This window comes from Gillisia sp. Hel_I_29 (assembly GCF_000744275.1).
Classification (GTDB): Bacteria; Bacteroidota; Bacteroidia; order Flavobacteriales; family Flavobacteriaceae; genus Gillisia.
Map to the genome: position 1 here is coordinate 2,474,096 of NZ_JQLP01000005.1, position 23,577 is coordinate 2,497,672.

Annotated in this window: 22 protein-coding genes and 1 tRNA gene; 6 read left to right on the forward strand and 17 right to left on the reverse strand. The window is 30.2% G+C overall.

Going from position 1 to position 23,577, the window contains the following annotated elements:
• Window positions 1-311 precede the first annotated feature (311 nt).
• The 3 genes from P163_RS16435 to P163_RS16445 form a co-directional block, all read right to left on the reverse strand.
• Entirely contained in the window at window positions 312-716 is a 405-nt protein-coding gene (locus tag P163_RS16435) for a hypothetical protein (protein ID WP_034893761.1), read from the reverse strand.
• A gap of 51 nt (window positions 717-767) precedes the next feature.
• Window positions 768-1,040 carry a hypothetical protein gene (locus P163_RS16440; protein ID WP_156100730.1) on the reverse strand — a complete coding sequence of 91 codons (273 nt, stop codon included), beginning with the start codon at window positions 1,038-1,040 and terminating at the stop codon, window positions 768-770.
• A gap of 208 nt (window positions 1,041-1,248) precedes the next feature.
• Window positions 1,249-1,857 (reverse strand): hypothetical protein, encoded by a 609-nt coding sequence (locus P163_RS16445; protein ID WP_034893767.1) that lies wholly within the window; start codon window positions 1,855-1,857, stop codon window positions 1,249-1,251.
• A gap of 241 nt (window positions 1,858-2,098) precedes the next feature.
• On the opposite strand from P163_RS16445, the gene P163_RS16450 reads away from it, so the two are divergent.
• The 4 genes from P163_RS16450 to P163_RS18840 all read left to right on the forward strand — a co-directional run bounded on the left by P163_RS16450 (window position 2,099) and on the right by P163_RS18840 (window position 5,160).
• Window positions 2,099-2,172, forward strand: a tRNA-Asp gene (locus tag P163_RS16450).
• 253 nt (window positions 2,173-2,425) lie between these two features.
• Window positions 2,426-3,646 carry a site-specific integrase gene (locus P163_RS16455; protein ID WP_034893771.1) on the forward strand — a complete coding sequence of 407 codons (1,221 nt, stop codon included), beginning with the start codon at window positions 2,426-2,428 and terminating at the stop codon, window positions 3,644-3,646.
• Window positions 3,647-3,906: 260 nt separating this feature from the next.
• Window positions 3,907-4,539 carry a hypothetical protein gene (locus P163_RS16460; protein ID WP_034893774.1) on the forward strand — a complete coding sequence of 211 codons (633 nt, stop codon included), beginning with the start codon at window positions 3,907-3,909 and terminating at the stop codon, window positions 4,537-4,539.
• Between the two features lie 333 nt (window positions 4,540-4,872).
• Window positions 4,873-5,160, forward strand: a complete 288-nt coding sequence (locus P163_RS18840; RefSeq protein ID WP_034893777.1) for an STAS-like domain-containing protein — start codon at window positions 4,873-4,875, stop codon at window positions 5,158-5,160.
• A gap of 158 nt (window positions 5,161-5,318) precedes the next feature.
• On the opposite strand, the gene P163_RS16470 is transcribed toward P163_RS18840, so the two are convergent.
• The 6 genes from P163_RS16470 to P163_RS16495 all read right to left on the reverse strand — a co-directional run bounded on the left by P163_RS16470 (window position 5,319) and on the right by P163_RS16495 (window position 13,296).
• Entirely contained in the window at window positions 5,319-5,951 is a 633-nt protein-coding gene (locus P163_RS16470; protein WP_034893780.1) for a viroplasmin family protein, read from the reverse strand.
• Window positions 5,952-6,230: 279 nt separating this feature from the next.
• Window positions 6,231-7,571, reverse strand: a complete 1,341-nt coding sequence (locus tag P163_RS16475) for a restriction endonuclease subunit S (protein ID WP_034893783.1) — start codon at window positions 7,569-7,571, stop codon at window positions 6,231-6,233.
• Window positions 7,564-9,147 carry a hypothetical protein gene (locus P163_RS16480; RefSeq protein ID WP_034893786.1) on the reverse strand — a complete coding sequence of 528 codons (1,584 nt, stop codon included), beginning with the start codon at window positions 9,145-9,147 and terminating at the stop codon, window positions 7,564-7,566. The genes P163_RS16475 and P163_RS16480 overlap by 8 nt, the downstream gene beginning before the upstream one ends.
• A complete protein-coding gene (locus P163_RS16485; protein WP_034893789.1) occupies window positions 9,144-11,303 on the reverse strand; it encodes a restriction endonuclease subunit M in 2,160 nt (719 codons plus the stop codon). The genes P163_RS16480 and P163_RS16485 overlap by 4 nt, the downstream gene beginning before the upstream one ends.
• A complete protein-coding gene (locus P163_RS16490) occupies window positions 11,300-11,500 on the reverse strand; it encodes a helix-turn-helix domain-containing protein (RefSeq protein WP_034893792.1) in 201 nt (66 codons plus the stop codon). Before P163_RS16490 ends, P163_RS16485 begins: the two co-directional genes overlap by 4 nt.
• A gap of 347 nt (window positions 11,501-11,847) precedes the next feature.
• Window positions 11,848-13,296 carry a P-loop ATPase, Sll1717 family gene (locus P163_RS16495; RefSeq protein ID WP_034893795.1) on the reverse strand — a complete coding sequence of 483 codons (1,449 nt, stop codon included), beginning with the start codon at window positions 13,294-13,296 and terminating at the stop codon, window positions 11,848-11,850.
• Window positions 13,297-13,793: 497 nt separating this feature from the next.
• On the opposite strand from P163_RS16495, the gene P163_RS16500 reads away from it, so the two are divergent.
• Entirely contained in the window at window positions 13,794-14,534 is a 741-nt protein-coding gene (locus P163_RS16500) for an IS110 family transposase (RefSeq protein ID WP_156100731.1), read from the forward strand.
• Between the two features lie 254 nt (window positions 14,535-14,788).
• Here the strand turns inward: P163_RS16500 and P163_RS16505 are convergent, their stop codons facing one another.
• From P163_RS16505 to P163_RS16530, 7 genes are all read right to left on the reverse strand, one after another.
• Window positions 14,789-15,787: a hypothetical protein gene (locus P163_RS16505; RefSeq protein ID WP_034893801.1), complete on the reverse strand. Its 999-nt coding sequence runs from the start codon at window positions 15,785-15,787 to the stop codon at window positions 14,789-14,791.
• 154 nt (window positions 15,788-15,941) lie between these two features.
• Window positions 15,942-17,609 (reverse strand): AAA family ATPase, encoded by a 1,668-nt coding sequence (locus P163_RS18655; RefSeq protein WP_231556217.1) that lies wholly within the window; start codon window positions 17,607-17,609, stop codon window positions 15,942-15,944.
• Window positions 17,610-17,768: 159 nt separating this feature from the next.
• Complete coding sequence (locus tag P163_RS18660; protein WP_231556218.1) at window positions 17,769-18,560, reverse strand: AAA family ATPase; 792 nt, start codon at window positions 18,558-18,560, stop codon at window positions 17,769-17,771.
• 142 nt (window positions 18,561-18,702) lie between these two features.
• On the reverse strand, window positions 18,703-20,664 hold the full coding sequence (locus P163_RS16515) for a DUF3732 domain-containing protein (RefSeq protein ID WP_034893804.1): 1,962 nt from the start codon (window positions 20,662-20,664) through the stop codon (window positions 18,703-18,705).
• Between the two features lie 2 nt (window positions 20,665-20,666).
• A complete protein-coding gene (locus tag P163_RS16520; protein ID WP_034893807.1) occupies window positions 20,667-21,161 on the reverse strand; it encodes a three component ABC system middle component in 495 nt (164 codons plus the stop codon).
• Window positions 21,158-22,348 carry an ABC-three component system protein gene (locus P163_RS16525; protein WP_034893811.1) on the reverse strand — a complete coding sequence of 397 codons (1,191 nt, stop codon included), beginning with the start codon at window positions 22,346-22,348 and terminating at the stop codon, window positions 21,158-21,160. The genes P163_RS16520 and P163_RS16525 overlap by 4 nt, the downstream gene beginning before the upstream one ends.
• A 164-nt stretch (window positions 22,349-22,512) precedes the next feature.
• Window positions 22,513-22,890, reverse strand: a complete 378-nt coding sequence (locus tag P163_RS16530) for a hypothetical protein (protein ID WP_034893814.1) — start codon at window positions 22,888-22,890, stop codon at window positions 22,513-22,515.
• Between the two features lie 76 nt (window positions 22,891-22,966).
• On the opposite strand from P163_RS16530, the gene P163_RS16535 reads away from it, so the two are divergent.
• Entirely contained in the window at window positions 22,967-23,206 is a 240-nt protein-coding gene (locus P163_RS16535) for a hypothetical protein (protein WP_034894550.1), read from the forward strand.
• Between the two features lie 50 nt (window positions 23,207-23,256).
• On the opposite strand, the gene P163_RS16540 is transcribed toward P163_RS16535, so the two are convergent.
• The gene (locus tag P163_RS16540; RefSeq protein WP_034894552.1) at window positions 23,257-23,511 is read right to left on the reverse strand and encodes a transcriptional regulator; all 255 of its coding nucleotides are present in this window, start codon (window positions 23,509-23,511) and stop codon (window positions 23,257-23,259) included.
• Between the last annotated feature and the right edge of the window lie 66 nt (window positions 23,512-23,577).

Sequence of the window (23,577 nt, forward strand, 5' to 3'; positions counted from 1 at the left end):
ATGGTGTTATCTTAGGTATTAAAGCATCTTTTCGTAAGTTATAACAATATCAAGATTATGAATTAGTCCTTTAGATAATATCATTTTGGTTAGTTGGAGTAGTTGCGGTCTTTGTGCTGCACAGAAGGTTGAAGCTAAATAATACGAATCAATTTTAATAGCTCTCATACAGTTAAATGTGTGGGGGTTTTGCAGTATCACAAAACTGAGGTAAGCAATAAAAGAAGTATACAGCTTTATAAACAATCAATAAATTTATCTATAAATGCAATAGAGGAGTTCACAGAATTAGTGATTGAGGATATTAAAAGTTACTCACCAGTATGTTCAACCCAGATAAAATAAGGTGGCATGCTTTCTCCGTACTCTAATGTTACAGTAAATATTCCATTCGATAAGTAAGCTCTCCATTTTTTACTGGAAATTGTGATTAATTCTTTGTTATAAATTTTCACAAATTCATTTAGTGCAGCATTGCCAAATGGCATTACGGTTTGGCTTTTACAAATTCCATTCAAATCATGAAAAAAAGTAGTTTCGGATTTATTGGTTGTAATTGTAATAGATTCACCGAATTGGTCTGTTACACTATCTAGAACATATTCGCTATCGGAGTGATATGCTTTAATTTGAGAGGATGTAAAACCAATCAGTATTTGACTATATAGGGAGCCACTTAAAGTCATAAAAATAAATGTAAATACCAGATTTTTCATTCTTTATCTTTTTATAAAATTGCATTCATTAATGTGAAAGTTTTAATAGTTTCAATAAATATACTTTTTATCTACAAAAAACCTATAGATTTCATCACCAGTATCATCTTTAAGCGGATAAATAGCTCTTATCTCTTGAACATTATCATCATCTTCAAAGTAGACTATTATTAGGGTAGGGTCTTCATCATCATAAGAGATACCGTGATATACAGAATTACCACTGATATCCTCAATATTATGTTCAGTACTATTTTTAACCAATTTTTGATACATTAATAGTATCATCACTTTTGATTGTTTCAATGGTAATGTACTTATCATCAATCATGATTTTCGGGTAATCCGAATTTTTTTTTATTAATAGTAGATAGTGAAAGTAATAAGCTCATTATTTATTCGGAATAATTCCACTGAGGTGGACTGCTGATTTTATTTGTTAAAAATTATAAACATTAATAGCCAAATCTATCCTGTTCACCGTTTTGAAATGACCTCATTATTGCATCTTCTTCACCCAAATCTCCCAAACTTAAAGTTGAAGGCCTATTTTGTTTAGAAGGTTAACATGGTCTTTATATATATTTACACAATAAAAACATAATTCATCGATTGCAATTTGAATAATATCGAGACTTGAGTTAATTTTAATTAAATGAACTAGTTCCTTTAAAGGCTCTGAATTATTAATAGGGGAATATTCATCGAACGATAATATAAGAGGAATCAAGGAGCCCGTATTTTTATTACCTTTCCTAAAAAAGGACCTAATATCTCTACAAATAGCCATATCTATAGCTCTAAAATATTTGTTCTTTATAGCAGTTTCAATGACATCTGATTTAAACTTGTAAAAAGATTCTTCCGTTGCCATTATTGAATTAGAATTTTGAACATTCTTAGAGAACTCAAAAAAATTAAAATTTTGATTAGGAATATTAAAGATATCTTTTGAGTTTTGAATCAAAGCTTGTAATTCTTGAATGTTTTTTCGATTATACCTGCTATAGAATTGCTCAAATCTCTTTATGCTTAGGATAAGAGGTTCCCACTTTTCTAGAATTTTTTTTAAGTCTAATTTACGTTTGGCTAATTTTTCTTTGGCCTCTTTCTTTTGTAGTTCTCTGAGATTTACAGTCATTTTATGGTTTGTTGGGAAGGTTAAGGTACTAAAGTTAAGGATTTAAAAAGTATCCAACTTATTTCGATTATTCGGAAATTAAGAAATATATAAATTTGATTGCTTTATATATCCAATTTTAAATTCTTAAATTAGAATTGAATTAGAAGTTATTTGAAATATATTTTAACAAGGAAAAAAGTGACCCAACTCATTTTTAGCTAATTGAACAGATGTATATTTGCCATCGCAATAAAGCAACGGTCTGGTAGTTCAGTTGGTTAGAATGCCTGCCTGTCACGCAGGAGGTCGCGAGTTCGAGTCTCGTCCAGACCGCTTATTACGATGTAAAATTATACTAAAAGCCTCTAAATCAACGATTTAGAGGCTTTTTAATTTTAATTATACTCATTTAAACCCATATAAACGTAACTAATTGGTGCTCAATTCGGTGAGCATTTTTTTGCTCTGAAAATGCTCACCAGAACACTCATAAATAGCTGTTAATGAAAGTGTTGCGAGCTTTCTTTAACACTTTTATATTCCTTCATTTTGTACCTTTCCGGTGAGCATTTTAAAACTGTCACCAATGTCAAATTCATTTTCAATTCTTTTTTATCCAAAACAAAGAGCCTCTGATTCAGCAGAATCTGCTGTTTTATATACTAGAATTACCTACATAGGTAAACGTTCTGAATTTAGTACTAGTCGAAGAGTGGATATTAAATACTGGGATAACAGAAGTGGGAAAGCCAGAGGGAACTCCGATGAATCTAGAGCTATTGATCGGTATCTGGATTCCATCAAAACCAAATTATATGATATTCACGATCGATTATTAAGAGATAATCTGCCTATTTCACCTAAAATTATTAATGACATATATTTTGGAAAGGGTGAGGAGGAGCGGATGCTTATGGAGATTTTTCAGGAGCATAATGACCAAATGAAAAAGTTGATAGGTAAAGGATACACCAAAGGCACTATGCAGCGGTATGATGCCTGTAAAAATCATATCGAAAATTACCTACAATTCTCTTACAAGAAGAAAGATATTCTGGTTAAGGATGTAGATCATAAATTCATTACTGGATTCGATCATTATTTAAAATCCCAAAAAGACTGCGCACATAACACCTCTCTAAAGTATATCGTCAATTTTAAGAAGATTATTCGAATTGCCTATGCCAATCAGTGGATAGATCGTGATCCATTTTTTCACTGGAAGGGAACCTGGAAGTCTTCCGAAAGAGAATATTTAACCGATCTGGAACTTCAGAAGATGGCAGAAGCGGAATTTGATATTTCCCGCCTAGACCTTGTGAGAGATATCTTTCTGTTTTGTTGTTATACCGGTCTGGCTTTTGCCGATGTAAAAAAGCTTTCGGAAAATGATATTGTCATCGGAATGAATGGAAAGAAATGGATAAAAACCAAACGCCAAAAAACAAATTCCTTAAGCAGCATTCCCATTCTTGATGTGCCGGAAACAATACTTGAAAAATACAGCGATCATCCGCAAGTGAAAATGGGAAAAATAGTATTGCCGGCTCTGACAAATCAAAAATCTAATGCCTATTTAAAAGAGATAGCCGACGTGTGTGGCATCAAAAAGAATTTAACCACGCATCTAGCCCGTCATACCTTTGCGACCACCGTAACGCTTTCTAAAGGTGTGCCTATTGAATCGGTTGGTAAGATGCTTGGACACAAATCTTTAAAAACAACACAGATTTACGCCAAAGTGCTGGATGAGAAGGTAGGAAAGGATATGGAGGCATTGGAACAAAAGATGAAACTTCAAAAGTGATTTGTAGTCGAGGATTAGTTCAATAGAAAATTCCCTGAATTCATATTAGATAAATTAAGTTCTTAAACTCGTGTATGAGAATAAACATCACACTAATAGTACCTAACACAATAAGCGTGGAGTAGGGACTCTAATTTGTTATTTGTTATTTAGTGTCTAAAATATCACTTTTCACTTAATTGTCAGCTATTTGCACTTAACCGACTTAGCGGTAGTGTTTGTGTTGTAATTCATTATTTTTGTTCTAAAAAGGAAAATTAATGAAAAGCTATAAAATAAATGTGCCTGCAAATCAAGAAATGGATGATTGGTTTGAATTTATAAATGAAAGCTTAAAGCATAATTCTGAGGTTAATAATCTGATTGTTGATTTTAATTATGTAAATTTTCTTCACACTGACGATTTTGTGGTTCTCGCTTGCCTTATTGAGAGTTTTTATATAAAAGGTGCAAATGTTTCGTTTATAGGTGGAACATCTAAATTCAATAATCATTTGAATAATTTTAAATTTAAAAGGTATTGGGAAGATGGATTTAATCGAGAGAATTTTACAATTTCATTAAATCGAACAACTCTCTGTTTGTGGAAATTGAATAGAGATATGATGTATGGTTATTCAATGTTTGCTAAAAAATATTTTAATGATACATTTATGAGCAATAAGGATTTGTTGCCATTATCATCTAATTTGTATGAAGTATTTAATAATATTTTTGATCACTCTAATTCTGAAATCTCAGGCTATGTTATTACTCAATATTTTCCTAAAATTAATAAACTATCTTTTTCTGTTTGTGATTTTGGTATAGGCATTTCTAAATCAATTAATAATTATCGGATTAAAAATAATCAAAAAGAGAGAAGATTTCAGGGCTCTTTTAAAATCCATTGAATTAGGATATTCCGTTAAATCTACACCGAGGAATAGAGGTTTTGGACTAAATAATATTTTAGAACTGACCGAATCCTCCAATGGAGAATTAACAATAGTTTCAAATAATGGAATATTACAAAAAAGAGCTAATGAAAATTATGATGTTGGACCAACAAAGCATTCATTTTCAGGAACTTTAATTAAAGTTGAAATGGATTTAAGAACATTCTAAAATATTGATGATTCGGATGACTTATATCGATTTTAGTCTTTCATGAATTGTTAAAACAAAGAAAAGAGTTATTTTTGCAAAAGAATTATTTGTACTTTTAAATATATAATTAAATAAATATGTTAATAACTCTGAATAGTTTAGTAGACAACTGTAGTTCTAATTCACAAGGGGTTAAGTTATTTAATGCCTTAGACAGTGCAGTTCATAAGAATAATGAAATTATAATTGTTGTAGATAACAATTGTTCATTGTCATCTTCTTTTTTAAATTCTTCAATTGGTTCTTTCTTGGAAAAATATGGGATTGACCTTTTTAAAAGTAAGGTTAAATTTAAGGGTTCTAAAAATCAATTTAATCGTATTTCTGAATATTTGAATAAATTTTCAAATCTATACTCGTGTTAAAACATTGCCACTAACGGTCTTGTTTAACGCAAATGGCGTGGAGTAAGGGCGAGGACTTATTGGCTTTATTGTTTTTTTTACTTGCTCTCTAAAATAACACTTTTCAGAAGAATGCCTGTTTTTTGATTAACCAACCTATTGTACGTTTGCATTTAACACTATTTTCTTCCGTAATCAGCTGGAATTTCGCCCCAAGCTTTCGTTTTCCATTTCAAAATCTTATTTTCAACTTCGTTATTTTTCAGCCAATTTTCTGCTCTTTTAATTAAGTCGAAAACTTCTTTATTTTCTTTTGTTTCGGTAGCGGTAGTATTACAACGTTTATATTTTACCCAACCTATTGCAGTTTTACTATCCGAATAAATTGGTAGATTATCTCCTTTATTTTTCATTAATGCAACTGCGTGAACAAGCGCGAGAAATTCGCCGATATTGTTTGTAGCCCCTTTATGTGGTCCTTGTTTAAAATGCACTTTTTTAGTGCTCGTTTCGACTCCTTGATATTCCATTTGACCATTTTGCATATTACAAGCTGCATCAACGGAAATTGAATTTAAATTTGGTTTACCAATCAGCTCTAATTCTTCATCAGACAATTCGGTTTCAAATATCTTTTTACCTTTATAATTATCATAATTTTCTGAATATGCTTTCTCGGCTGATTCGAGAGATTTAAATGACTTATATTCTGCGCCTTTAAATCCGTCTACGCTTTCTTTACATTCCGTCCAACTTTCTAAAATTCCTGTTTTTCTGCCTTCCCAGACAACATAATATTTCGCTTTAGCCATAAGTTTAATTCAATCTCAATGTTTTTTCTTTGCTTTTGCACATCGGTCTTGTTTCGTAAGTTAGCTTGTTTGATTCTTGGTCTGTAAATAACTTTTCACTCAATTGCCCACATTTTGTACTTAATCGGTTTTGCTCATAGTGGTTTTTACGTTCTGCGTATTTATTCGAGGTTTGTTATTTAGTACGGATTGAGCGTTGGCAAGACGTACTCCTTTTGCAATTTTTGGCTTTTTCGTTGTCTTGTCGAATTGTAAATGTTTATGACTGTAAGCATTGGCTTATCCTATTATCATTTTTTCTATTTTACTTTTTGCTTCTTTCCATACGGATCTGGCTTCCGATTTTAATTCCATTGCTTTCTCTCTCAATTCAATGATATGTTCAATTATTTTATTCTGAACCTTTAAAGGTGGTAGAGGAATATTCAACTTAACTAAATCACTTGGGTAAACGTGCGGTTGCCCAGCTCCTTGTTGTAAACCGTATATTTCGGTTTGTTTTAATTTTAAAATTTCGGATAAATAATCCAAAGAAACCATGCTCTCGTCTTTAGTTTTTATTACTACACAATCAGAGGCAAAAATTTTTTCATTGTGAAACCAGACATAACCTGAATAAGCACCAGAAGCGCTTACTGTAATAGTCTTCCCTTCATTATTATATTCATTATGAGAGTATGGACTAGTTTTACCTCCTGCAATAACGGGATAATCTCCTTCAATTACATTGGCAGAAGTAATACTTCGCCCTTTGTTTACAGTTGCTAATTCACGTAATTTTTTATTTGGAAAATTTCCACCTTCAATTTTTAATGCATTGTTGAAAAAAGAAAATGCATCAAATCTATCTCCAGAAACTTCACTCCAATTTACTTCAAAAACTCTATTTGAATATGAATTATCTCTTGTTGGTAAGATAATTCCTAATTCTGCAAGTAAATATTTATCAATATTTTCCAAAAGCATATTAGCTTCTTTTTCCTTTTCTTTTTTTAGTTTAAAAGCATTCGAATAAATAAAAGCAATTTCCTCTTGAACATTTATTGGTGGTATTACTATAGGTGTAGGTCCGAGTTGTTGATAGTTTATGTTTTTTTGAGCAGCCTGGGGTGCTAAGTCATTAAGGTAATTTTTTAAAAACTTAAAATATACATTTAAATAGTAAAGATTTAAAGCATTGCTGTCTTTTGGGGTTATGCCAATCAAACTATCAGGGAAACAAGCTGGAAAATCTAGTATTGCAGTATCGCCAATATTTGCCGCAATTGTAATAACCATTACTGGTTTGTCAAATAACCTACTTGTTTGTATACCTAACTCATTTAAGGTTTGTGTATATTTAATTGTGCCACCTTCATTACTCGCTCTTACAATATCGCCTGTTTGTATAAAAGGGTATTCTCCACCATAAAACTTGGGGTCATTTCTTGGTCTGTGACCAAAACGACCTCTTTGCATTTCTGCAACTTCTGAAAGTTTTTTTAGCTTAAAAGTGGTTTTATTAGCAATTATTAGTTCATTAACAGATTTAAAATAAATTGGGTCAATTCTATCCTTGATTTCTGATTTGTTAATCAAAAAAGCCTTTTTGTTGTCAATATTTGGGGAAAGACTATACATTTTCAGGTACTATTTTAAATTTATAAGTATCTACTAATACTGCTTTAATATGTTTATTAATTTCATCTTTTAGCGTTATATGAGCATCCTTTTCATATGAGAAATAAAAATCAAGTTTATAGTCAGATTTTGGCTCATCTGCTTTTGCTTCTTTTGCAATTATGACAGGGATTTTCAGAGCTCTAGCCCAACCCATTTCATATGTTACATTTGGGTTGTTATCGGTTATATTAGCAATAAAAATGTGGCAACCTTCTATTTTATCGAAAACATCATTTACAATATTTACTGTTTGTCCTTCATAAGTCATAATAGGATGTAACAATATATTAATACCATATTTCTTTCTGATATCGTTTATAACACCTTTATAAATATCATTGTGAGATTTTACAATTGCTTCAGAAAAATAGGGCATTGCTACAAAGACTTTTATTTCTTGTTCTTTTATCTTGTTGAAGATTCTAATTATACTTTCTGCTTTAGTTTCATTAGCTTCAAAAAGATGGTTATTAATAATCCAATGATAAAAAAGGGTAAATGTCGTTTTGTCCCCAAATGATTTATAATAAAGGAATGCAAGTAGTATTTCTTCATTTTTATTTTTAGCTAAATTTTCGTCTTCACGATAAATAGCATTTACTGATTGTAAAGATTCAAATACATTTTCAATTAAATCTATATTGCTTTGGGCTTTACCTTTTTTAAATAAGGTGTATAGTCTAAAAATACTTATGGAAATTGACCATTTATGATTTATAATTAAGGGCTTAATTGATTGAAAATCATTTGTATTAATTCTAAGCCCTAAATTTCTTGCATTTATACCAACACTTTTGTTTTCATTGGAAAATATTTTTTCTATTTCTTTACTATCGAAATATTTTTCTTCTCCTAATATGCTTTTTAGATTTTGTTCTAAGGTTAAAGGAATAGATTTTGAATTAATATTGTAAAATACAACACGTTCAAATTTTTTGTAGTCAGTATCCGAAACTTTTTCCATTTGTTTTGATACTGGATTGAATTTCTCCTCAAATGTTTCTTCGAAAAGAACTATGCAAAAAGGAATATTGGTTGTTGCAATCCGGTCAGAAATAATTTCTTCAGCTGCGGTTAGTCTATGATTACCATCTATTCTATGAAGTGGCTGTTCATTGTCTTTTATTAATTGTTCAAGTTCAGCATCATCAAAATCAATTTCAATTACTGTGATTTGATTGGTTTCATTAATATCAAAATTGTCCTGTTTGACAATACTGGAACGAACTTTTAGTTTATCAACATTTGAATTGAAATTTTTCCCTTTCTCAATAAGTTGAATAGGTGTTACATCTGTTTTTGAGCCTTTTGCAGTAAGGTCTTGTCGTAATTTAAGACTTAAAATTACTTCTGGAAAAAACAAATAGGTTTCTTCGGTCAAAAAGTTAGATACAACTCCTTTTTGCTTTTTTATTATTTCCCTTTGATACTCTGGGTTTGCTTTAGAAATTTTAGCTAATTCTTTAATACGAGCAAATCCTCTTATGCAAATCTGATTACTTAATGATCTATCTAAAATACCTCTTATAATCATATTGGATTGCTTTCTATGTGGTTAATAAAATTGGTTAGTTCTTCGCCAATCCATTCTAATTCGTTGGTTTGAGTTGATTTACCTGTAGCATCATAGCCAATATCTTCTGCAATAGCCATAAATATAGAATAGTCAGGTAGCTCAGTTCTTGATTTTTCTAAAAAGGCTTCTTGTAGTTCTTCTTTGAACAAATTTATTTTGTCTGAATATTTTGCGTTAATTCCAGTTAGCCATTCCTTATACTCGTCCGTCCGTTTAAATTCTGCTAAAGACATTGTAAATTGTAAACCATTCATTTCTTTTAATTCCTTCTTCTTTTCCGTTGCCCATTTAGCAATCGTCTCATAGAATTTGTGTTCAGATTTTATTTTTGACTGAATTTTTATTTTTATAGATTGGATTTTCTCAGTTGTAGAAATTGTATGTTTTTTCAAAAACAAAATCGAACTTTTCACACCAGCACCAGTTGCACTAAATGCAGTTTGTGGCATACTAACAACTGCAACTATTCTATACCATTCTTCAACAGCATCTCTAACATATTGCATACTACTGTTTGTTAGAATTCCATCAGGAACAACCATTGCCATATATCCATTAGGGGCTAAAAAATTATAACATTGTTCTATAAATAAGACTTCTGTACTTTGATTGTTTCTTGAAGTTACATGGTTACTTCCTTTATTATCTAGCCAATCTGGTTGTTTTTTACCTAAAAAATAATTTTTCAAATAACTTTTCTCGGATTTTTTTATGCTACTTCCAAAAGGTGGATTTGTAATTATAAAATCGAAATGATTGTATTTAAATCCTTTATTTTCTGTCAGTTTACTTATTTCAATTTCGTTTAATAATCCATCAGAAGTAATCACGTTAGTATGACCATCATCATGAATAATCATATTCATTTTTGCAGCTCTACTTATTTGTTCGTTTATTTCAATACCGTACAAATTATTTTCTGCAAAGTCGTGCCAATATTTAAAATGTCTTTTATTGTGATTAACATCTGACTTAAATCTTGGATATAATTCATCAGCTTGTTTTCTTACTTTGTTTAAAGCATAAAGTAAGAAGCCACCACTCCCACAGGAAGTGTCTAGAACATAAGAATCGTTTTTAATTGGTAAAACTTTTACTGAAAAATCTACGATTGGTCTTGGTGTAAAATATTGACCAAAATTTCCTCTAAAAAAGGAATCCATAAAGGTTTCAAAAGCTCGTCCTTTACTATCCAAATCTGTTTCTCCAAGATTAATATCTTGTAAGTAACCAACAATAGTTCTAATTTTTTCTGATGATAAGCGAATATTGTCTCTAAAAACTTCTTTATCTTTTTGTCTACCTTCTTCATATAGAGCAGATACTCTTTTAAATAGGGCTTCGTTTGTTTTTCTAGTAGAATCTCTCTCGTCTTTTCCTTCAACTTGAATAATTTGAAAATCATAAGGTTCTCCGGTTAGCCTGTCTTTCCTTTCGTCCCAAATTTTACAAAATATTAATTTATCTAACTCATCAAACGCCTCTGATGGATTTAAATGACCACCAGCCCAGAGTGCATCGTGGGCTTGTTTAAACCTTTTTGTTAATTCATCTTGTCCGATTGTAGAAAGGTCAAAAAACTTTTGCTTCCCTTTTACCTCTGGTACTAAATTAGCCTCAAAAACATATTTATAATTAGCTAATTTTTTTACACCAAACTGAGGTATATCTGATTCTGGTTCTCTTGTATGATTTTTTTTATTTACTTTAAAATATTCATTTCTATTACCTTTTGTTACCCATACATATTTTACATCATTGGGTAATGCATAGGCATAACTATAAGCCTGTTCGATTGCTTGACTAAATTCTTGTTCACTTATATCCTCTTTTTTACATTCAACAAGTATATGAGGTTCAGTTAATTTGTCATCGTTGTAAATAACAATATCAGCTTCCTTTGTTTCAACACCCATTTTTACTGAAACAAAATTCACTATTCTTTCAACAGGATAATTGTAATCTAGAATAAGCTGGCAGAAAGTTTCTGCTTGAACTTTTTCTTCTGTGTTATTAAAAAACCTTTTTTTCTTTTGGTGAACGTAGGTAATGAATTTGTTTTCTTCATCAAACTTGATGATGCCTTTTTCTATGCCTTTTTCTATCAAGTTCATATATTCTCTTTATTCGATATTATTAATTCTTTTATGTCAATCTTTAAGATTTCTGCAATCTTATATAGGTCTTCCAAACTAGGTTGTCGCTTGTTTCTAGAATATTCATTTATGGTTGTGTAGCTTTTTTCCATTTGTTCAGCCAACCAAGTTTGAGATATTCCTTTGTTTTTTAGAACTTCTTTAATTCGGTTCATTTTAAATCTTTTTTTTTATTCATTTGCAATTTATCAAAATATCGCTGAATTATAGTGATAATGTTCATTGTATTATCGTGAGTATGCGTTGGGAAGAAATAGCTCTTTTATTTTTTTAGCGTTGACAAAAGAACAAATATGCTGTTATAACTTTGGAATTTTTGATTTCAAATTTTGCTGATTTACACGGTTTAAAATATTATTCATAACAGTCTTGGAAATTGCTGGAAGCGTGGTGTAGGGACACGTTCTAGTCTGTTTTGTTATTTGTTTCTTGGTCTCTAAAATAGTGCTTTTCATAAGAATGCCCGCTATTTGGGCTTAACCGATGTTGGCATTAGTAATTTTTAATAAACTTTCATTCTAAACTTCCTGGTAAATCCAAAATGTATTATCATTTTTTGATTATGATTGAAAGGAAGATTATGGTCTTTATATTTAAAAAACCACCTGTTTGAATCACTTAATGTTCCAATTAGGCCAAATTCAAAGAGAATTTCTAATATATCTTCATGATTTTTGTTATTGTTTTTTAAATAATTTACAATTCTGGAATCATTTTCCAATTCCTTTTTTATTTCATCAAATGTTATTACACCTTTATTTAGTTTAATAAATGCTTGGGTTGATTCTTGCCAGATAGGTAAATGACTCTGAATTTCATCTCTAAATTCTCTATAAAACCATTCTGAATATTCTATTTCTGCTTTTCTTACAGTTTTAAAGTCTAATTTTCCACTTGGATTTTGTTTTGCGCAATACTTCATATACTTTATGATATCACGTGGTCTTTCGAATGTTCTATTATATATAAATTCCCACAGATTATTGATCCTATTGGGTATATTTTTATCATTATTAATAGTTATTTGTTCCCAAGCTCTTTTTGGATCTTCAACATTTATTGATGCATTTATTCGAGCATTTATTAAATCATAAATCGAATAACTAGCATGATATTCCTTAGTCCATTTTAGATTTATAATAAAGTCGTCCAATTTATTTAGATCGTTATCTTCAAGATTATTAAATATATCTGACCTTAAAGCTAATACGGGTCTTATATTTATAATATCTTTTAAGTCTAAAAATGTATTTTCAACCGCTCTAAATAGAGATAATAATAATAAATTCAAATTTTTATCATTCGCAGAATATCCTTCATCAAGTTCATCAAAAAGTAGATAAAAATTGCAACTTGAATTAACACCTTTAATAAGATTTAATAATATCTCAGATGCTTTCTGAAAATGAACTGTCGTTATGGCTTCCTTTGATTCAGCTGATTTGTTTTCAAAACCTAACCACTTCACTATAACTGAAACTTTATTTTCATTTGATTTCAAATTTCTTAGTGTTTCTGCAAAACCTAGATTGGATGGAAAGTTTATTTTTATAAAATTCTTAAGATCAATTACACTTTCAGTTTTTTCTATACTGCTGTCGCTAACTATCAACTTAGACAATTCCGTTAGAATTAAAAATGTCCAAATAGGAACAAATTGAGACTTGTTGCCTAAAGATCGATCTTTCAATTCTCTAATGGTTTGAATAGGAAAATTTCTTAGTGATAAATATTTTACAAACGAATTGTATTCTGAAGAAGCCTCGTTTGCTATTTGTTCAATAATAGCTGTTTTTCCAGTTCCTTTTCTACCAATAATATATCTATAATCTCCACTTTTTATACCCTCATATTCTGGTATTTTCACAAAATATTTTCTTAGTTGACTATCTCCTTTGGCCTCATCTGGGCCCCAATTTACTTTACTAAAACTTTCTTCAAATATTATCATAGTTATATTATTAATGCCAACGGTCTTGTTTCGTATGTTAGATTAGAGATTGTAATTTAGTTAAAAATAGGAATTAATAATCAAACTCAATAGAAGGGATAGCGAGGTCTTGGTAGATATGTTTTATACAATGATATCGTGTGTTAGAAATTCCACCCTTCTATTAATTTCTCTAAGAACTTGAACAGTACCTAGATCCTATAATAGAGATCGTATCAAAATCGAGCAAAAGTGATGGAGAATAGAGTTTAAAAAATCAACATTATTATGAAGGATGAAATTTCGAAACTCTCCTTAGGAGTAGATGTCTCAAAAGAGACTTTGGCTGTTTGTTTGTGACGTCTAACGGCTAGACTTACAAAGGAGTTTGAAGATCCATTTGAGGTTAGTAATGATTTATCAGGTTTTAAAAAGATGGTAAAGTGGTTACTTAAAAATGGCAGTTCTCCAGAGGATATAGTTGTCGTTATGGAATCGACAGGTATTTACATGAAGCTTTGGTATACCATCCCTATGGGGAAGGATTTCCTGTAAGTGTTATGCAATCAGGACGTGTAAAGCGCTATGCTCAAAGTTTGGATCAACGTTCCAAGACCGATGCCTTAGATAGCCGTATGCTTGCCATGCTTGGTTGTGAAAGAGAGTTGGCATCATGGAGCCCACCAGATCCAATATTACGTCAGTTAAAAGGGCTGAGTCGGGAACGATCTTTTTTACTAAAGGAAAAGCAGATGGAGCGAAATAGACTTCATGCCTTGGAACACTCCGTTTATAAAAGCAAGCGAGAGCTAAAGCGCTATGGACAGCGATTAAAATTGATTGAAAAGCAGTTGATAGAAATAGAAAAGGAGATGGAAATTCTAGTTAAGAATGATCCACAGATGCATCAAAGGATTAAGCATTTGGAAAGTATCCCCGGGATCTCTTTTAAATCTGCAGCGACCGTAGTAGGTGAAACTTTAGGTTTCACCGGTTTTACGAATGCTAAAAAATTGATTAGTTATACAGGATTTGATTTGGTCTTGAAAGAATCTGGTGCTTATAAGGGAAAGACGAGAATCAGTAAGAAAGGGAATAAACATATTCGCAGTGCACTATATATGCCAGCGATGAGCGCCATACAATGGAATCCTACCTTGAGAAAATTTTACGAACGAGTCCAACCCACTAAAGTCAAACCAATGATAGCCTTAGTAGCAGTAGAGCGAAAGCTATTGGTATTAATGTATAGTTTATAGAAAAATGAAATAGATTACGATCCAGAACATGAGCAAAAAAAGACAGCAAGAACTGAAGTCCTTGCTGCACAGGATAGAAGCAATTTAACATTGACTTCTTCCTAAAAATTTTCTCAAAATTACTTGTTTTATACCACAGTACCTAAGGCAAGTAGTTGGAGTAGGGTCGCAAACTTGTCGGCTTAGTTGTTTTTTATTTGGTTTCTAAAATAACACTTTTCACCAGAATGCCCGCTATTTGCGCTTAACCGATGTTAGCAAACGTTCTTTTCCATATCGATGATTATATTTTTTATTAAATCATTATTTGGATACTTAACTTTATTTATAATTCTTTTCTCATAAATCTGGATAATTTTTTCGTTTGTTTTTTTTACAAAATCATCATCGAAATGAGGTGGATAATTTTCATTTCCTTCGGTTATACTAATTTTTGTCCTATCATATTCAGATGCAAATTCAATTTGAGGAGATAATAATTCAAATAAAGTTTTGTCATTTGTAATAAAAATAGAATTAATATCTTCATTAACAATTTTTGAAAGTTGTTTAGAATTCCTACTAACTCTTGCATGCAATAAATCCCAAGCACTTCCCCATAACGCTTTTAGTGCTTTTTCTTTATTTGAGTTTTCTTTAATCATTGAGTTAAAACTACTATTTCCTCCAAAAATTTGAAAAGCTAATTGATATTCTAAACCTAAAATTATACCTAATTTAGAATTCATCCAATCAATAAACTCAAAAAGATTTTTATTTGCGTTTTGCTTACCTAAACCTTTACAAGCAATTTCTCTAATTTTTAGTAGCGCACTATAATGAACCAGTAATTGTTCCACATATACAGAAGCATTATCATCTATAGTTGGTTTTTCTGGTTGATAAAAGTTAGTTGAAAAATTGAAATCATTTTTTTTAAGTCTTTCTAAAGGGAATTGAAATGCAAATTTTAATTTATTACCTAAGTCAAAGAATTTTTCTATATTTATTTTATATGTCAATTTATCTAATGATAATTCTAATAAGGCGAAAATTTCAAATGGTGGCATTGATTTTTTTTGAGAATATTTTATTAGCTCAAAAGCTTTTCTTTTAGAATCTTTATTAATATTTCTTTTATTTACAATACTAACGATATCTAAACATACAGAACTATCCAATACAAGAAATGTTTTCTTTTCAATAATAGGATTGGTTTTCATAAAACCTGTCATAGCTCCAAATTCAGTTAAATAATGATATTGACTTTTCAATTTTTTTTAATGTTTGCTAACGGTTAATATATGAAAAGTAGGTGATTTTGAAGCACTAAACTCTCGGTTAAGCGCATAGTTTGATACGAGACAAAAGCCATGAATTTACTACTGTTTCGCCTATTTTTTATATACATTATTATGCTTTGTTATTTTATCTCCGTCTTCTGATTGTGTTAATGTAATCCTCTAATACAGTTAGGTCCGCAAGAAATTCAGCAGAGTCTGGTATTTCTTCTATTAAAGTTCCTGCTGTATCGTGTCCCGTGAAATAAGTAGAACACTTGCTCATATTAGCATCAACAAGATTATAATCATCATCAGTTAAGTCCACAACTTTTGATAAACGTTGAGTTTGTATTGCTCTACCAAATCTTTGAATTGCTCCGTTTAGAAATACCTCTTCAATAAAACGCTCCCAAGTTTCTCTCAGCTTACCATACAATATTTTTGCCCTTTCTTTGTAAACTTCTTCGGTTTCTGTTCTTTCAGTTTTCTCTAATTTTTGATATGCGTTTTTTAACAAGCCAATACGTTTGCTGACTGGTAAAGCATCCCAAGGTGGATTGCTTGCAATAAGTCCTGTTTCTTTTTTCTTTCTTGTCAAGCTCTTTATATCTAAATCACAATTTAAACTTTGAGAATGTTCTTGAATCATTAGTAGAAAAGTAATGTCGTGAGTAAAAACAATAACCTGTCGCTCTAAAGCTTCTTCTGCAATTCTTTTTGATATTTTATTTCTCCATTTATGATCGAGAGATGAAACTGGGTCATCAAAAATTATAGCACTTTTATGTTCTGAAATGGATAATTCAGATAAAAATGTTGCCAAGGAAATACACCTATGTTCTCCTTCACTTAAAACGTCTTTTAACGCAACGCCATTTGCGTTTTGTTCATCAAGTCTTAAATAGTGGTATTGTTTTCCTCTCTGTCCTTTTGTTTCGGTTTCTATCTTGATGTTTTTAAAACCTAGTTTGGTAAGTTCTGCTTTGAAATTCTGTTTAAGGTGTTGACTTATGTAATTTGTTGCTAAAGCGTTACTAAGCATAGTAATCGTTCGAGTATTGCATTTACTAATACATTTATTTAGCAGTTTTATCTTTTTTTGTCTATAAATTTCACGACCTAATTTGGGTTTAAAATCAAAAATCTTTTTTTCTCCATTTAATTGATTTAGTTCCTTATTTAACGGTTTTAAATCTTCTTCAATTGATTGGACTTCTAATTTCTCATTTGCTTCTTTTAAGTTTTTAATGAGGTTTTGAATTTGGGTTATAGGTGTATTATCAATTTCAATTGAATTAATCGTTTCGACTGAATTTTTAGAATTAAAAAGCTCAATTAAATAGTCTTTTTGCTTAGAAAGTGAATCTAAATATTGTGATTGATTTTTCGAATATTCATCAATCAGTTCATCCAGCTCAATTGTTGTTGGTTTTTGTTCTTCAAAAGAAAAATCCTGATAATTTAAATTTTCAAATTCTAAATCAAATTTATTAGAAGCTTCATCATAGGTTTTTTGAATATCATTTTTTACAAAATCTTCGAAAGCAGTAAATCTGCTTTTTGCATCTTCTCCTAAATCTTGAAAACAAAGAGGGCAATTACTCTCTCCGTTAACTTTTGGGAAATCTTCTGTCTCGGTACTTTCGTTATAGAACTTTCGAGCACTTTCCCAAAGTAATTTCCAAGAACTATTACCAACGCCCTCAATAGGTAATTCAGAGAATGCTTTTTCAGAAGATTCTTTAAGTGCTTTACTTGTTGTTGAAAGATTATTTAATATTTGTTTTAAGTCTTCTAATTTTTCTCCTGTCAAGTTATTTTCGAGTTTTTGAAAATTGTTTTGTAAAACCTCAAAACGCTTTATCTTATCGTTGTTTTCTTTTAAAATTTTCTTTGGGTCGGTTGCTTTTAATTTATCTATTTGTTTGATTAGCTCCTCAATTCTAGAATTTTTAGTTGCGTTCCAAATTGATTATGCTCTTAATTCGTTAAGTGTAGATTCCGAATTTAAATTGTCGAGAAATGTTTTAGCAGTCGAACAATCTGAAACTTCTAAAAGAGTATGGTCAAATTTCTCTAATGCAGGGTTTGAAAATTCCGCATTTAGTTCATTCTCAACTTTATTTATACAGACTGCTAATTTTTCTACAATTGATAGCCCTTGAGGAATAAAGGCGATTTCATCTTCTCCTTCAATGTAATGATTTGCACTAAACGTATCGAAAACATCAATACTTTTTAAAACAGAGTCATTTACTACTTCGTTTATAAGATTTACTGTGTTAAAATTTGTTCCATCAAATGTATATTCTATATCTGCTTTTTTATCGTTTCCAAAACAAGTTGGGTCGTATAAATTATCATTTATTTTTGGCTTATTTCCTCTAGTATTACAAGCGTGTTTTAAGATGCTCACATAGCTTGATTTTCCTGAGCCATTATCTCCATAGACAAGCGTAAGTCCATTTGAGGCAAATTCTAATTCACTAGTTTTTGAGAGTGCGTTTATATTGTTTACATTGGAAATTTTAGAGAGTATTATATCATCACTACTTGTTGCGCTATTTGCGAAGTCTCTTAAATCATCAAAATCCACTTCGTCAAAATCAAAGTCTGATAACCCAAAATCTACTTTACAGATCTCCTTTAGGTCCGAAATATCATTATCAGTTAGTTCATTGTTTCTGATTAAACGGTCAATGGCAATTTGCCAAAAAACAGGCTTGTTTTCGATCCAATCAATTATATCATTTAGTATTGGCAATATTTATATTTATCGGGTTGGTTTTTAATAAAGCAGAACGGTCTAGTAAAAGAATAGTAGCGGATTAAAACACAAAGAATTTTCGGTTAAACACAGACCTTTTTTATATTTACTTACTTTCGTTTTAGCGATTAAACCGCTATTATTTTTCTAGATTATTGTACACAGTGCTTTTTCCGTTCAATGGTGTCCAATCATTTGGAATTAATTTCAAGCCATCTCTCCATATTTCCCTTACAGATTTTTCAAATCTATCATTTTTCAGATAGGCGTGGTCTGTTATGATAACTTGTAATTTTGGTGTTAAGGATTCTACTACGTTAAACATAAAATCAAACATTTTATTAACCGCTATCTCATCCGCACTTACTTCTACCACATTATCATTTTTTTCAGGTGGATAATAGACTTGTGTAGGTTGGTCAATGATTATAAAATTTGGTACAGGTCTATTATTTTGAATAAAGTGTTTATGAAGTGCAAAGACAATCAGTAAATGATAAGCTACCCAATTTGCTCCACTACCAATTTGTGGTAATGCAATAGGTTTAGTGTCAGAATCAATATACATAGTCAATTTATTAATGTCGAATCTAATTGGGTTGTTTTCATACTCAACATCTAATCCTTCAACCCATTTGCTCATTTGCAGATTGATTTTATTAAGTATAGATAATAAAAGTTCACGTTCGTTATCGCTATCAACAGTTTTTTCTAATTCAATAATCTTAGATTTTAGATTTTCAATTTTAGAATCTATACTTTCAGTTTCTTGTTCAATAAATATACTCTCTAAAAACAAGCTAACTCGACCAATTATTTTTCCCCTACGCAAGTTTAAATCTCTTACTGTTCTTGCTTTTTCGTTTTCTACGTATAATGCTGAGATACTTTTTTCCACCCTTTTTAATTCTGTTTCTACAGAATGATATTGTGTTTCTACAGAATCGATATAAGATTGAATACGAGGGCTTTCAGCTTTAGTAAATTTTAAATCCTCTCTAATGTCAACTAGAGATTGATTTATGCTATCAATTGATGGGATTGAATTAACTAATTGATTGTCACACAAAGGACATAATGATTTGTCTTTACTTGAATCTTTATACAAATTGATTGATTCAAGACGAATTTCCTGTTGTTTAGCTTCTGTAGAATAACCAAAAGAATTTTTTAAGTAATCTGTTGCTGCTTTTCTATTGTCTGATATTTTGCTCAAATCAATTTTTAATTCTCCTCTTTTATCAATCAAATCTTTTAGGGCTGAATTTTCTGCCTTTACTGTCAATGGTTGATATTCCCAATTGGAAACATACTCTAAAAAAGTGTAGGCCTCTTTTTGACTTTGAGGATTTGCGGATTTCTCTAAAATCCCAATCTCTTTTGCTTCATCTATAAGCGAAAAAGCTTGACTTATTCCTTCTGATTTTATCTTTTCCGATTCTCTTTTTTCTCTTACTAATCTATTTAGAAGTTTTTTGAGTTGAGTTATTTCACTTTCAATCGCTAATGAATTTTCATTTACGGCTCCTAAAAAATAAGGAAGAGTATCTTTTATTGATTGAGGAACAAACTCTTTATTTTGGTTGTAAAAAAGTTGGTATGGGTCAGCAACTAAATATTGAGGTTGATAGCAATAAAATCGTGAATGTTTAAAGTTGGCGTTTAAAGGTTCTCTAGTTAAAGAATCCGGAACGTGAACATTTTCTGAAATGCCAATTTTCCGTGTTAAGTAATCCTTTAAAGCATCTACATTTAAGTTTGAATTAATCTCCTCTAAATCAGGTAAATTTTCTCCAATATTTCGAATTAGACACACAGTAGTAGAAGCTTGAATACCTTTTATATTTGGATTTTCTCGAGCAATAAAAGCTGTTTCTGAGTCATTAAAAGCTAATAAAATTGCAAAATAAGAAACTGTATCTCTAATTATCCCTTCTGGAATATCACAACCTTTCGAAGCTAGGCAATAATTTATTATTTCAATCAAAGCAGATTTACCTGATTTTGATTCACCAGTTATGATATTAACTTTACCCAATTCAAATGGTAAAATTCGCTTTTCTCCACTATGACTGTATAATATAATTTTTTGTATTTGCATATCTATGGTGTAATTCTTAGAAATGAGTATATTGACTTAATATCAGTCGTGGAAGACAACCATTTACCAAGCATTTCTGCTTTTTTTAATATATCGTTGTATTCTTGATAATCATCTTTGTTTATTTTTTTTACTTTTTCTTCTCTTGCTAATATTTCAGCATTTTCGTTGAGTTCAATTTTACTATGAAGTAATAGAAAGGACAAAGCCTCTTTTGTATATTTTACCATACTCCGAGTACGTTTTGGAAAATCAAAAAATAAGTCATCATTTTGCTCCACCCAAACAAAAAAATATGTTCGAACTGTTCTTGGCATTCTTTCTCTAGTTGCCTGATGTAGCACGATTGGTAGAACTAAAAAGGCAAATGCATAAGGGAATTTCTTATTAGTATGTTTATTATATTCTTTGGCGGTTGCTCTGATTACTTCACCACAAAAAGCGGGATTAAATAAATTTGCAACAATCTTATTCCGTTCTGTCCAGCCTACATTCATAAATCTTCTTTATAATTTGGATGCCAACCGATTTTTTTTGAATCTGCAAGCATTTGATAACTTCCTCTAGTTAAATAATCTTCATTGAATTTCTCTCTAATTTTTATTTGTGGACAAGATTTTGCAAATTGTTCTACGTAAAAACCTTTTCCTAAATCTATTAATTCTTCGATACTTTTTTCTTCTGCTTCATCGCACATTATGTCGAAAATATTCTTCCAATAATTAAATAGTTTCACGTCATACTGTTCTTCCTCATCTGGATTCAATAGATGAAGTCTTAACCATTTAGAACGTTGTTCAAAAGCTCTTCTAAAATCGCTTATAGCTCTTTTAAGGGTTCTCGAATTTGCTTTTATTTTTATTAATTCTAATTGTTTTAAAAAATTTCGCTCTTTTAAACTTTCCACATCTTCATCTGTTATTTCTAATTGTACAGGAAAATGATTTGGTAAATTATCTGCTTGAAAAGAGTCACTGATATTGGCGATTTTCAACTGTAATTCACTAGAACTAATACTGTCTATTTGTGAAGTCAAATTTTCTATTGATTTTGCAAACCACCATCCTTCTAAAATTTCTAGAAATGCATCTATTGTACTTGGGTAAGTAGAAAAAATCAGTTCTTTTTTTATTTTGTCATTAATTTCAGTAATGGCAATTGAGTTATCTAAAATTCTAATTCGTTTTATTAGATTTTTTTTGTTCTCTAAAGATAAACTTTGATATGCCAGATAAGCTTTTTCATTGGTCTTGTTGGTAGATTCTATTGCTATTCTATCCAAAACTTTAATTACTTCTAAAACCTCACTATCTAATGTTATCTTTTTTTTGAATTTATGAAGCACACTAGATTCTGGAATCTCCTCTGTTGTTATTAGATTAAAAATTGTTGAATCTAAATCTATCGTTCCAGTATTTATATACTCAGACCATATTCGAACAGTTTTCCAGAAATCTACACTTGAATCTGTAAGATTTGCTTTATTCTTAATGTGTAATTTGGTTTGTAAAAGTTGTAAAGTATTAATATCCTCAATTTCAATATCATCTAAGTTTTCAATTCTGACTTTCGGATTGTCGAGTTCTTTTGAGTGACTTAATAGAACTAGTAAAGCGTATTTTATTTGATAGAAGTAACCTAAAGAGGGTTCTTTTGCAGAAAAGTCAGTAATTGTTGTTGTCATAAATCTAAACTTCGTTCAATTATGTGAGGTTTTTCTGCATTGTGTACAACTAGTTATATCAATAGATAATTATTTATACGAGAATGCTCCGGGATAAGCAAAGCTTAAGTAAAGCTACCAATTCAATTTAACTAATTGTTACGGGAACCCGTATCATTTAAAAGTTAATCTATAATTATTTTGGTTTCTTTTGTGCTGGCACCATCTTTTGAAGGTTCAAAAATGCTAATTTGATTTGGATTTTTTTCTTTAGGTACAATTATAAGTTTATCTGTTCCGGGAATATTTTTTGAATTACAGTAATACCAATAGCACATACCCAAATTTCCAAACTTTTTCTCTTCTGTATGTATAATATTAAGTGTTTGAATATCTATAATTTCATTTCCCTGAGATATTATTTTTATCTTATCCTGATCTATTTCAATAGTTCTATTCATAAATTCAAGCAAATAAGATTCCCTGGAAAGTACGGTTGTAGAACTCTCAAAAGTTTGCCCATTAAGGAATGCGGGTAATAGAAAAACTAGTAGTTTAATCACATTTATTATTTTAACAGAAAAATAATTTAACGGTGCTTTGTAAACAAGGTGGTTTTTCCCCTATTATATGTCTTTAATGGAAATATATAGTCTATATGAATTTAAACTATTGGCAGACCATGACCAATTTGACTTAATTTTTAAAGAGGGAATATTTCTTACTTACAGATTAAAATTGAATAGCAGGTTTACGCTATATGCTTTATATAGATTTTTTGTAGAGATAGAATATGATGTAAAAAGTAATAAAATTGTAAATAAAGTAAGTTTAATATCAGGTGAGAAATTAGATTTATATAGTAATCTTCAACGATGAAATAATACTGGCAATTTAACTAATTACCATTCAAGAATATTATTAAAAAATTAAATATCCTTGAATAATTTATCATCAAAGAAATCCTTTAAACTTATACTAATCATGTTACAAAATCTATTTATTGTGTGAATACTAAGTCCTCTTTTATCTGTTGTACTCTCCCATCTATTCACAATTTGCCTGTCAATCATGTTATCATCAGCAAATTTTGATTGAATAGGCTCAATATTTTCTCTTAGATATTTAATTCTAATTGCAATTTTGTCGTTTAATTGTTTTTTTTGTTTGGCGCCTACAGTCATACTGCAAGGTTGAAATAAAAACATAAAAAAATGTAAGCCAATTGGATTACAAATCAAAAAAAATTT

Bases quoted from the DNA above. Each gene is read 5' to 3' on its own strand.
- P163_RS16435 (WP_034893761.1), bottom strand. From the start codon at position 716: ATGAAAAATCTGGTATTTACATTTATTTTTATGACTTTAAGTGGCTCC.
- P163_RS16440 (WP_156100730.1), bottom strand. From the start codon at position 1,040: ATGATAAGTACATTACCATTGAAACAATCAAAAGTGATGATACTATTA.
- P163_RS16445 (WP_034893767.1), bottom strand. From the start codon at position 1,857: ATGACTGTAAATCTCAGAGAACTACAAAAGAAAGAGGCCAAAGAAAAA.
- P163_RS16455 (WP_034893771.1), top strand. From the start codon at position 2,426: ATGTCAAATTCATTTTCAATTCTTTTTTATCCAAAACAAAGAGCCTCT.
- P163_RS16460 (WP_034893774.1), top strand. From the start codon at position 3,907: ATGAAAAGCTATAAAATAAATGTGCCTGCAAATCAAGAAATGGATGAT.
- P163_RS18840 (WP_034893777.1), top strand. From the start codon at position 4,873: ATGTTAATAACTCTGAATAGTTTAGTAGACAACTGTAGTTCTAATTCA.
- P163_RS16470 (WP_034893780.1), bottom strand. From the start codon at position 5,951: ATGGCTAAAGCGAAATATTATGTTGTCTGGGAAGGCAGAAAAACAGGA.
- P163_RS16475 (WP_034893783.1), bottom strand. From the start codon at position 7,571: ATGTATAGTCTTTCCCCAAATATTGACAACAAAAAGGCTTTTTTGATT.
- P163_RS16480 (WP_034893786.1), bottom strand. From the start codon at position 9,147: ATGATTATAAGAGGTATTTTAGATAGATCATTAAGTAATCAGATTTGC.
- P163_RS16485 (WP_034893789.1), bottom strand. From the start codon at position 11,303: ATGAACTTGATAGAAAAAGGCATAGAAAAAGGCATCATCAAGTTTGAT.
- P163_RS16490 (WP_034893792.1), bottom strand. From the start codon at position 11,500: ATGAACCGAATTAAAGAAGTTCTAAAAAACAAAGGAATATCTCAAACT.
- P163_RS16495 (WP_034893795.1), bottom strand. From the start codon at position 13,296: ATGATAATATTTGAAGAAAGTTTTAGTAAAGTAAATTGGGGCCCAGAT.
- P163_RS16515 (WP_034893804.1), bottom strand. From the start codon at position 20,664: ATGCAAATACAAAAAATTATATTATACAGTCATAGTGGAGAAAAGCGA.
- P163_RS16520 (WP_034893807.1), bottom strand. From the start codon at position 21,161: ATGAATGTAGGCTGGACAGAACGGAATAAGATTGTTGCAAATTTATTT.
- P163_RS16525 (WP_034893811.1), bottom strand. From the start codon at position 22,348: ATGACAACAACAATTACTGACTTTTCTGCAAAAGAACCCTCTTTAGGT.
- P163_RS16535 (WP_034894550.1), top strand. From the start codon at position 22,967: ATGGAAATATATAGTCTATATGAATTTAAACTATTGGCAGACCATGAC.
- P163_RS16540 (WP_034894552.1), bottom strand. From the start codon at position 23,511: ATGACTGTAGGCGCCAAACAAAAAAAACAATTAAACGACAAAATTGCA.